Origin of the sequence: Legionella parisiensis, from assembly GCF_001467945.1 — a bacterium.
GTDB classification, from domain to species: Bacteria; Pseudomonadota; Gammaproteobacteria; order Legionellales; family Legionellaceae; genus Legionella; species Legionella parisiensis.
In genome coordinates, this window is record NZ_LNYQ01000013.1 from 2,324,761 (window position 1) to 2,336,070 (window position 11,310).

The window sequence follows — 11,310 nt, forward strand, 5'->3', positions numbered from 1 at the left end:
CATGATGAAACGATTATCTAACTGGTTGCTTGGGGAAATGAATCTCCAGGCTATGAAAGAAATAACCATTAAAAAGCAATACGCCAATCCTTTGCCTTCTTTTGCTGACAGGCTGGCCATTGTTGATTTCAACGAGCAAGAACAAGTGTTTTTATTAGTCGATGGAAAAAGTTTAGGTTCTGGGTTTGAGCTAGGTGATATTCAAGCCGAAGCAGCTTCTCCTGAATATTTGCAAGCTGTCTTTAATAAAATCCGCGACACCTTTGCAACGGTAGTTCCCCTTCATGCGATAGATCCTTGGGTCATGCAAATGTTTGTTCAAGACGAATATTGCCTTGATCCCGTTATCGATCATATTAAATCCAAAATCCCACAACAACTCGTTGAAAATCCACTAACGCAAGATTACTTACAACGCTTGCAAGATCTCTACAACAAAATGACCAAGCCAGAAGGCTTATTTCTCGATCCTAAAACAGGTGCGCCCTATCGAGGACGAAGACGACGAATCAGAGTATTGTTTTATAGGCAACTACATCAAACCACTTTAACCAGAGAACAAATTCTTCTCGAACATCAAGAAGTCATCAGCCAGATTGAAACCAAACTACGCTCACCAGGTTTAGAAATCAAACGCCTTAAAGGTCAGGATTATTATCAGTGGTGGATACGCTGGTTTAATCCGAAATCAGCCGATGAGATCTTGGAAGAATATCCCTACCCTAATCCCATGCCCGCAGGTTTTAATCTGACGCAAAATATATTCTTTTCCCCGCCTGAGAGCGATGAGCAAGGATTTATTTTTGAAGGCCGAAAACAAAGAATCCTGTATGTTGATGGCTTAAAAGAAGCACCCATTATTGGTTTAGTCTCCCGAGAAAGACAACAAGCCAATCCTAAGCACCGATATGCGCTTTTAGATACTTTGCCAGAAGGAAGCATTTACACCATTCAAGTCGTCTTTAGCCATGATGAAAATCTTGATTCCCATTTAACACGATTAGAAAAGGGAATTGTGGGAACCAGCCTAAAACCCCAAGAGGTCAGAGATGATATAAAAACAGCCCGTAATGAATTAAGTACTGGCAATCGTCTGTTCTGGGTTAATCAGGCTGTTTTTTATCAAGCAGAGGATGAGCAACAAGCACAAGTCATAGAAAAAAACCTGCATACCATTTTCAACGACGCCAAGATGCCATTAATTCATTCCAGCTATGATATTCACCCTTTAAATTCCTGGCTCAATGCGTTGCCGTTTAATTTCGATCCTCACTATGCCCGTAAGTACTTATGTTTTGATCGTCTGATGTTTGCTACAGAACTTGCTGCCTTGCTTCCAGTCTATGGCCGAAACCAAGGTGCAAGGCATTTACCCTGCTTTCCCTTTTTCAACCGCTTAGGCGAACCCGTTTTCTTTGACTTACTACACCATGATTTTATTAGTCAAAATTCGCATTGCGCGATTTTCGCCAACTCTGGTGGTGGTAAGTCAGTTTTAACAGGTTGGATGATTCAATCACTACTCGCAATGAAAAACGCCCGTGTAGTACTTTTTGAAATGGGAAACTCGTTTGATCGGATGCTCGTTCATGCCAAAGCTCATGGTAAGAAAACCAAGCAGTTACTATTAAGCAATAAAAAAGAGGAAGCTGTTCCATTAAATCCATTTTGTGAAGCGTATAAAGCAATTCCAGAAATAACAGATAATTTAAGCACAGAACAAGCTGCTTTAATAGCTCAAAAAATCATGGATCTTAAAGATCCGAAACATTCAGAAGATTTAGCTTGTGGTGATGGTTCACGCGCATACCTTGCAGAGCTTGCTTTAGCTTTGCGTACCATGATTACTGAAGCCAATGCCATGGAAGAAGAACAATTTACCCTGGCTGATGAAACGCTGCTAATTGAAGTATTAATTGATGCCATTCTAACTTCATTTAACGATGGCATACCACAAATGCTGACTGAGCATATTGTGAGTTCGTTTCAACGGCGATTGGATAAAGAAACGGTGGCGCGCAAGAAAGACCGGATTCTGGATATGCACGACCGATTAAACAGTTATGTCATTAACAGCGCAAAATCACGCTTTTTTAATGTACCAACAGAACCTTTAGGTGATTTTGATATCTTTCATATTGATATTTCCGCCATTAAAGATGATACCGGAAAACTGGCTTTGGTCATGGTCTCTTTGTTGCCAAGAATACTGGCCATGGCTGAGGCCACTCAAAACGATAATAGGCCAACCTTTCTTTTTATTGATGAGTCACACCTGCAATTTCAAATTCCTTCTGTGGTGACAGTGTGTCTACTGGTTGCCAAAGTAGCCAGAAAGCTCGGGCTTTGGCTGGTTGCAATTACCCAAAACGTTACCGACATGAATTCTGAAAAATCTGCAAAGATTTTATCGCTAATTGAAACCTGGATTTTATTGGGATTGGATGAAAAAGAAATCACTGATGTGAAACGCTTTAAATCCTTAACACCGCAGCAGGAAACATTAATCAGAGATATTGATTCGCAAAAAGGTTTGTATGCAGAAGCAGTTTTATTAGGGTCACGCTACCAAGGATTATTTCGCGTCATTCCACCTCGCTACTTGCTTGCCCTCTTAATGACTGAAAAATCAGAAAAAGCGCAACGCCACCTCCTGGAGAAAGAACATGATGTCCTGGTCGCCGCTGAAATCATGGCTAAGAAACTCGAACAACCAAAGGAAACTACTCATAACAGGGCTTATTTTTATGACTAACACTGCCCTTGCTTTAGAAAGCACAAGCCCACCTCATCCTGTGAATACCTTCACAATCGCTACACGGGTTTTGCAAAAACTGTTTCAAAACAGTCATTACAAAGTCATTGGTTCTTGCACTTGGACGGTGGGACGTTTACCGCCAAGACTTGAAGTCACTCCTGCGGTTGAACAGTTTTTACCTGATTTAGTGATTACCGTCAGCAATAAACCAGAAGAAAATCCCTGGCTTGAAGCTCGAACGCTTTATGAAAATAAAGCAGCAAGAACGATGTACCAACAAGCCTATAAAGCTGCGACTGGTTCAGCGTTAGGATTTGGCAATGACAGCGGTCAAACCACTGATCTTCACATCAATGATGAGCGGACACGCATTGTTGATGTGATTGGCAGCCCTGCTGCATTTTACCGTATCCCTTATCTATCACACAGGCCGGAAACTGGTTTTGGCGTTCCTTATTATCTGGCCGAAGCTGATGCAGTCATGGATAGAACAGAAGCAGCTGAATTGTTATATATGGGAACGCATCCTCATCTGTTAATTAATCATGAAATTGGCACATTAACACAGCATTGGGGTTCTGAAATTCCCAGGTTGATGCGCGTAACACAACCTTATAACTACAGAGCTTCAGTTGTTGCAGCCATGCACGCCGTAGATATTGTCACCAATAAAAATCCTTTGCATGTCACCAAGTCAACCAATAATTCCTGCGGTAAAAATTGTGTGGTGGCTAATGCCATTTACGACCCACAAAACAATAAAGTCATCTGGCAGGAAATCTATCCTTTAAATCGCAATATCCACCCAGGCGATGCACAGGATTTCGGCATTGAAGACGAAAAAGCCGGAAATGGCAATTACGTGTTTGTCCTTTGGCGCAAATATCGCGGCTGTATTCAGAACAAAGGCAAACTCGTGAACTTTCTCACTTTCCCAAAAGTTGGACAACCTCAAAAACGATAGGACATCAACATGAATAAATATCTATTATTAACCTTACTTATTCCGCACCTAACCCATGCCGGAAACTTTATGCCCAGCCAATCAGATTACTATTATGAATTAGGAGGAACCTCCAATTTATTTATACCACCTGTTAATAAAGATCAAACGCTGGTTATTGGTGCAGATATTGATGGCCGTATGGGATTCTCTTGTAGCGGTTTTAATCCTGTCGTATCCATTACCAATACCTTTCAGGATTTAAAAAAATCAGCATTAAATATCCCTGGTGGTGTCATTGATAACTTAAAAGGTTCAGTCGCAGGATTCCCTCTTTATAAGCTGCAACAGTCCATGCCTGCTTTATACAATGTTCTACAAAACGCTGCATCCAGTGCACAAAACGAATTTACCCTCAAGGTTAAAGATTGTCAGGAAGTCAAACAAGCACTGGAACAAAACCAATCTCCAATGGAAGGCATATTATCAGTATCCGATAGTCAAGGATGGCTTGATGCTGCCAAACGAGCTAAAAAGGAAAACGTCGATGTGACCGAAACATCAAAAAGCATCGCTCAAAAGCGAGATGAATATGGTCTACCCTGGATAGGCAGCAATAAAGGCAATGCGGGCGGTAAGTTTCAACGCCCAATTAAGGTAATTAATGATGTAGTCATTGCGGGCTACAACATTCTTTTAGAGAGAAAACCTTTAGATTCTTTGGAAAAACCAAGCACCAAAATTCCTATGGTACAAAGCTGGCCAACACCTACCGATGCTGCTAATTGGGCAGTTAAGGTTCTTGGCGATATCCAGGTCAGCAGCAGTGAAAACAAACAAAGCCATGATGCTAAAGCAGGGATTGGTTTATCAGCTTTATTGCAAAGCTGCGCGAACGCCAATACCTGTAGCCAGAACATTGCCAAGGCCTTATGGAATTTAGTCAATGGTACTTGGACGCTTACTGAAGAAAATCTGAGTAAAGTCAGTGCCTCCAATTTACTGATTACTGATGAAGTCATTACTACTATTCAGCACCTGCCCCGTGAAGAACAAATGCTTACTGTCTCAAAACTGGCAGAAGAAATCGCTGTTCAAAATATGCTGGATAAAGCCTTAATGATGCGCCGCATCTTACAAGCAGGATTACAAGTGCAAGAAGTACAGAATTTAAAACCTGCTATGAATATGGTCTTGTTTGCCCTGAAAAAACTAGACGATGACATTCATTCTTTGTCCTTTGAAAACGATGTCCGCAAAAAAATGATGACTGAGACTTTGGGAACCATCATGGACATTCGCCATCAAGCCCAAAGCCAAAATATGCCAGGCCAGGATCACGAACAGCCTGCTGTTAAAAACGGCGCAATCTACGTTAAAGAAAATAAAGGAGCTTAATCATGATTGTCTTTAATCCTTTATCTCTCTATACCACCTATCTAGGCTGGCAACAGTATGAGGTTCTATTCAACGCCCTGTGGCAAACAGGGCTGTTGTATCTTGGCTTTTTGGCCATTGGTTATCGCTTTCTTAAAAATGTGCTCAATCCAGCTGGCGCGTTCTATGCGGTTGAACATGCTTTAAATAATTTTCTTTATGAATTGGCAATAACTTTCCTGATATGCAGCTTATTTGTCTATCCTTGTGTACCGTTGGAAACCAAAGCCCTACAATTTAAACCCTTATGCGGACTGAAAAACCCAACGACTGCGGTCATTGGCGACAGCGGCACAACTTATGATGAAGCCTTTGCAGATCTACTGACTAACCAGGTCAAAATTCCTATAGGCTTTGCCATCATCCAGAATTTTATATCGAGCTTTACCTACAGCCTTATGAAGGTGACGGGTTGCACCGATAGTTTGCAATCCATTCAAGGAGATTTGGTATCAACCTATCTCCCCCAGAGCGTTCGCAAGCAGGCATTGGATTTTCATAGACAATGTTTTATTGAAGCCAGAACTCAATTCAATAGTGAAAAGCATGAAGCCAGTGAATTAGACCCTATGCTCAAACGCTATGGCGGTGAAGATGACTTAAACTGGATGGGTTCTAAAATCCTGCAAAAAATGTATTACAGCAAACTTCATGCTCGCCAACCCGTGCCAGGATTTACCTTTCATCAAGCCCCTAATCGCAATCTTGAAAAGGCAGCTAATCGTGGCGATATCCCACCCGAACGATTGCCAGAAGATGGTTATCCCAGCTGTCAGCAATGGTGGAACAAAATCAAAACTGACCTGGTTGAAGTCTCTAATCAGGCCAGTGTTTTTAATAAACACTTAAATTACTACGCCATGCTTGATAGGGTTCGCCAATATAAAGTGAAACACCCAAAAGCCTGGAAAGCAGACATCAGCGCAGAAGATTTTATTGCGAAAATGCTCTTGCAAGAAAGCAAAGACATGCAGACCAGTTCTGTGCAAAACCTCATGGATAATAACAATGGGAAGGTCGCATCTGCCATTACCCATAGCCTAGTCAATGTCGGACAATGGACAAAATCATGGACATCCACCCCATTAAAAAGAGAAGCAATCATGCAAACATTGCCCGTCATGCAGGCGTTTTTCATGTTCTTTTTAATCATTCTCACTCCAATGGTTTTGTCTTTAAGCTGCTACAGCACCAGAGCATTAGGCAGTTTATGCGCCTTATTTGTCATGGCTATTTTTCTTCAGTACCTCTGGCATTTAGTCGGATTTCTTGAACGTTCAGTGCTTGATCCATTAGGTGAAAACGATGCGATTTCTGCCATGAAGAATATGGCTGTGATGTTTTACTTTGTTGCACCTGTTTTATTGTTGAGATTATCAAGCCATTTTGGCGGTGACGCTGGGGCGGGTCTTATGGATTTAGTCAATGGTGCAGATAGGCAAAGCGAAAGCATGGCGCAATCCGGTATGCAGGTAGCCAAGACAGGAGTAAAAATTATTTCAAAAGGAATTCAATGAATATGTTAAAGCACATCTTTACGTTCAAAGGCTTCATTGTATTCACGAATAGTGATCAAGCCATTATCAAGCTTATCTTGAGCCTCATAAACAGACATGTAGCATTTGGCAGGTTTATCCTCTGCCACTCCGACAATGGCATCAAGAACAACTGCCAACAACCGAAATACCTTTCTCATTTGGAGCTATCCCTATGATTAAACATTATATCCGTTCATCCATTATAGTATTAATTCAAACCGTTTTACCAATCATTGCCTTATTAGCAATTGCGCCCTGGTTCATTAATAGCAATCTACTGACTCGCTGGCAAAGCACCTTCACTACCATTCAACCATTATTTCTTGGTCTGCATGGAGTACTCTATTTATCCCTTGTCTTATTATGGCCAAGGCTAATTTTACGCCTACAGAATCAACACCAAATAACCACAGAGCAGCTGAACACCGCTTTAAAAGCTCGGTGGTATCTGCTGGGTATTTTTGTATTTATTGATATTTTGATGATTGGAGGCAAACTATGAGCAATTACCCCATTAATAACCTATTAAGAGAACCAACAGAAGCCTGGTCAGCCATTACCTGTTTGTCTCTAGCCTTGCTGGCATATACTCAACCGCATTTGTTTTTACTAACACAAACTATGGGATTATACGCTGCGCTCGCATTGTTAATCCCTGGAATTTATAGAGCCTGGCAAGCAATTAAAGTAAAACGCTATCACCGAAGATTATTAGCCATGCCCACTTATGCCCTATCCACCACAGAAATACCTTTATCCAAAAACTGGTTGTTCTTGGGCAAAGGCTTTCGCTGGCGACCAAGCCACACTCAAAAGCTGCATCAAATTAAACAGGTCAAAAATGAAAAGTTCATGCAACGAAGCTCTTGCTACCAACTTGCCAGAAGATTCTGCCAAAATCATGAACATACAAAGCTAGCCAAATGGTTAAATACAAATTCTAAACTAAACCCTTTTAGACCTGATCCACCTGTTGGCGGTAGTCCATTCTTGCATGGTATAGGCGAAGAAGATAAACCTGTATACATCCCTCAAGATGTACGTGTCGGTCATACCTTCGTAGTCGGTACAACCAGAGTAGGAAAAACACGGTTGGCCAGTATTCTAATTAACCAAGACATCCGAAATGGGGATGCGGTTATCGTTGTAGATCCAAAAGGCGATCAAGACCTGGTTAGAGACATGATGGCAGCCTGTAAAGTATCAGGCCGAACAGAAGACTTCAAAATCGTACACTTAGGCTTTCCAGAACAATCTGCACAATACAACCCCTTAAAAAATTTCGACCAAATCAGTGAGGTTGCAACACGTATCACCGATGCAATCTCCGCAGAGGGAGAAGGAAAACAGTTCGCAGCCTTCGCCTGGAAATACGTCAATATCGTGGCTATATGCCTAGAAGAAATGAATCAACCCCTTACCTACCAAACAATAGCCTTCTATATCAGCCGACTAGAACAATTATTAATGTCCTATGCTGATAAGATTCTTCCTAACCACTACCCAAATTACCATCAAGAGATAGATGAAATCATCGAGGAGCATGATAGTAAAATAGGCAAAAATAATAAGACAAAATCCCCTATGGAACGCCACCAAGCAGTCATTCAATATGTCAAAAACCACATCAATAAAACGATCAAAAACAACAATGCTGAAGCTCTGCACGATCAAATACTAATCGACCTCTACGATGCAGCCATTATGGATAAACACTATTACGACAAAATCACCGCCAATGTCGGTCCTGTACTGTCTGAAATCAATAAAAGTAATGCCTCAAAAATCCTATCGTCAAAAGCTCAACCAGGTGAAATTGAATTGATGGATGTAATTAAAAATAAGAAAGTTCTTTATATCGGCTTAGATAGCCTAACCAATCCCAATATTGCCCAAGCAGTAGGAAAAGCCTTTTTGTCTGATCTGGTTTCCACAGCAGGTAAAATCTACAAAGAACCTAACGCGCGGTACACTTTAAATCTACACTGCGATGAGTTATCAGAGATTATTCAGGATTCTTTTGTGAAGATTCTTAATAAGGCAGGTGGTGCTGGGTTTCAAGTAACCGCTTACGCTCAAACTATTCAAGATATGGAAGTTGCACTCGGTTCCAGAGCTAAAGCAGAAGTATCCGAGGGAAATTTTAATACTCTAATTATGCTGCGTGTTAAAAATGAAGAAACAGCCAATTTACTGGTTAAGGTGCTGCCACAAGTAGGTGTTGTCGGACATACTCAAGTTTCGATGGTTAACGACACACCACATGGGGATGACGGTGTTTACTTTAATACGACTAATGAAGATAGAGTCCAAACGTCTTCTGTGCCGATGGTTGGAGTGGATGATATTATTTCTTTACCTAAAGGACAGGCTTTTATGATAGTAAATGGTGGAGAACTATACAAAACTCGAATTCCTCTACCAATAAGTTGTAAAAAACAGACTAAAACACCATTGCCAATATTCAGCACCTACATCAATCGCACTATATGATACAATTTATTCAAAGCATTATAACCCAATCACCTAATGAAGATTTAGTTCTAAGGGTATAACCAGAAATGCACAAGAATGAATACTGAATCAAAACGAATTGAGAAATGTACTATTGTCTCTAACACATTAGCGTGTATGAGCAATCAACAATTACAACAAGTCCTGTCAACCGGAAAAGAGATGCATGCTGGTATTGGAGGAACTTCTGTTCGAATAGATATCGAAAACATCCCCGTTTTTGTAAAAAGGGTTCCAATTACTGAATTTGAACTCAAGCCAGATAACTTCATGTCAACGGCTAATATTTTTAAATTACCAATGTGCTATCAATATGGTATTGGCTCAGCTGGTTTTAGCGCTTGGCGTGAGCTTGCAGCACACATCATGACAACGAATTGGGTGATTAGTGGTCAATGCCCCAATTTCCCAATGATGTATAGCTGGCGAATTATTTCTAACTCTTTAAGTAAAACAGATCTTTCCTATTGGGAATCTACAGAAAAATATTTAGATTATTGGGAAAACAACCCAAACATCAAAGAGCGTATACATGGTCTGAATAGCGCAAACACCAGTGTCCTATTATTTCTTGAGCATTTTCCGAGAAATTTACACCAACATTTAAAAGAAGTTTTATCATCCAATATCTCTGAATTAGATTCAATTAACCATCTGGAAAAATTGAATAAATCATTTGGAACGGCTTTAGAATTTATGCAAAAAAAAGGTTTTCTTCATATGGATGCTCATTTTCATAACATTTTAGCTGATGAGGATGACATTTACCTCAGTGATTTTGGTTTGGCATTGTCAAAGAAATTTGATTTATCAATGACCGAACATAATTTTGTAAAAGACCATGAGCATTATGATCGATGTAGTTATTCAGTCAATTTGCTGCATGCTGTCTTAACAGCCTATGCAGGAAAAGAACATTGGGATAAAACATTAAGTGATTACTTAACAAATAAATTTTCAATTAAGTTACCCAATAAAATAAATGAAATACTATCTATAAATGCTCATATTGCGGAAAAAATGCATACATTTTATAAAGAAATTCAGAAAGATAAGTCAACTCCGTATCCATCAAATCATATGAAGGAGATGCTCGAAATACTGCGACAGAGGGAAATATTATGATTCAAATTGAAAAAATAACAGGTGAACTAGCTAAAACCTTGTGTCAAACCATTACAACGGAGTTACCTGAGTACTTCGGATTACCAGAAGCAAACGAGCATTATGCAATAGGTGTTACAAACCGTATAAATTTCGCTGCAAAAAAGGATGATAACTATATTGCTCTGATTTCAATAGATTTTCCCTATCCTAATAATGCCAATATTTATTGGATGGCTGTAAGACGTGATTTTCACCGTCAAGGTGTTGGAAATCAATTAATAGATGAGGCCTGTCATTTTGCTATAACGCAAGGTGCTAAAACTATAACCGTTGAAACTCTAAGCCCTTCTGAATCAGAAGAGAATTATCTTAAAACGTATCGGTTCTATCAGTCGGTTGGTTTTAAAGCTCTTTTTGATTTAAAACCCGCCGGATATGAGTGGAATATGGCATATATGATGAAACAGCTTGAACCTTTAGCAATAAACCAACAGGCAATTGTGATCAAAGCACTGGCTTTATCTGATATCCCCTTTCTGGTCGATGCCTTTCAAAAAGCAAATTGGCAAAAACCTGCATCGTTATTTGAAAAGTATTACCAAGAACAACAACAGGCTGAACGAGTCGTATGGTTGGCTTATTTTCAAGACCAAATTGCAGGATATGTTACGCTAAAATGGACATCACTCTATGAACCCTTTGCTCAGAAAAAAATCCCAGAAATTATGGATTTAAATGTATTACCCTCATTTCGCAAATTTGGAATAGGAAGTACTTTACTAACAGTTGCTGAAGAAAAAGCAGCAAGCCAACACTCACATGTAGGTCTTGGCGTTGGCTTATATGGTGGACAAGATGGTGGCTATGGACAGGCGCAACGACTCTACATTAAACGCGGCTATATTCCTGATGGGCTAGGAGTCACTTATGACTATAAGTCAGTTGCTCCAGGAAAAATGGTTTCTTTGGATGATGATTTGATATTATGGTTTACCAAAAAAGTGAAATAATAA

9 protein-coding genes are annotated in these 11,310 nt (G+C 40.0%); 8 read left to right on the forward strand and 1 reads right to left on the reverse strand.

Annotation, left to right across the window (positions count from 1 at the left end):
• The first annotated feature begins 4 nt into the window (after positions 1-4).
• From Lpar_RS16385 to Lpar_RS16400, 4 genes are read left to right on the forward strand one after another with little or no spacing between them, the layout of a single operon-like run.
• Positions 5-2,755 (forward strand): conjugative transfer ATPase, encoded by a 2,751-nt coding sequence (locus tag Lpar_RS16385; protein ID WP_011946084.1) that lies wholly within the window; start codon positions 5-7, stop codon positions 2,753-2,755.
• Positions 2,748-3,722: a TIGR03756 family integrating conjugative element protein gene (locus Lpar_RS16390; protein ID WP_011946083.1), complete on the forward strand. Its 975-nt coding sequence runs from the start codon at positions 2,748-2,750 to the stop codon at positions 3,720-3,722. Before Lpar_RS16385 ends, Lpar_RS16390 begins: the two co-directional genes overlap by 8 nt.
• A 9-nt stretch (positions 3,723-3,731) precedes the next feature.
• Complete coding sequence (locus Lpar_RS16395; protein WP_011946082.1) at positions 3,732-5,099, forward strand: integrating conjugative element protein; 1,368 nt, start codon at positions 3,732-3,734, stop codon at positions 5,097-5,099.
• A 2-nt stretch (positions 5,100-5,101) separates the two neighbouring features.
• On the forward strand, positions 5,102-6,655 hold the full coding sequence (locus Lpar_RS16400) for a conjugal transfer protein TraG N-terminal domain-containing protein (RefSeq protein WP_010946720.1): 1,554 nt from the start codon (positions 5,102-5,104) through the stop codon (positions 6,653-6,655).
• A gap of 5 nt (positions 6,656-6,660) precedes the next feature.
• On the opposite strand, the gene Lpar_RS19165 is transcribed toward Lpar_RS16400, so the two are convergent.
• Entirely contained in the window at positions 6,661-6,834 is a 174-nt protein-coding gene (locus tag Lpar_RS19165) for a hypothetical protein (RefSeq protein ID WP_010946719.1), read from the reverse strand.
• A 14-nt stretch (positions 6,835-6,848) separates the two neighbouring features.
• Here Lpar_RS19165 and Lpar_RS16405 point away from each other — a divergent pair, with 14 nt between their 5' ends.
• The 4 genes from Lpar_RS16405 to Lpar_RS16420 all read left to right on the forward strand — a co-directional run bounded on the left by Lpar_RS16405 (position 6,849) and on the right by Lpar_RS16420 (position 11,307).
• Positions 6,849-7,178 (forward strand): hypothetical protein, encoded by a 330-nt coding sequence (locus Lpar_RS16405; protein WP_011946081.1) that lies wholly within the window; start codon positions 6,849-6,851, stop codon positions 7,176-7,178.
• Positions 7,175-9,169, forward strand: coding sequence for a type IV conjugative transfer system coupling protein TraD (traD, locus tag Lpar_RS16410; RefSeq protein WP_011946080.1), 1,995 nt, complete (start codon positions 7,175-7,177; stop codon positions 9,167-9,169). Before Lpar_RS16405 ends, traD begins: the two co-directional genes overlap by 4 nt.
• 78 nt (positions 9,170-9,247) lie before the next feature.
• The gene (locus tag Lpar_RS16415) at positions 9,248-10,315 is read left to right on the forward strand and encodes a BUD32 family EKC/KEOPS complex subunit (RefSeq protein WP_058518860.1); all 1,068 of its coding nucleotides are present in this window, start codon (positions 9,248-9,250) and stop codon (positions 10,313-10,315) included.
• Positions 10,312-11,307, forward strand: coding sequence for a GNAT family N-acetyltransferase (locus Lpar_RS16420; RefSeq protein WP_011946078.1), 996 nt, complete (start codon positions 10,312-10,314; stop codon positions 11,305-11,307). The genes Lpar_RS16415 and Lpar_RS16420 overlap by 4 nt, the downstream gene beginning before the upstream one ends.
• The last annotated feature ends 3 nt before the right edge of the window (positions 11,308-11,310 follow it).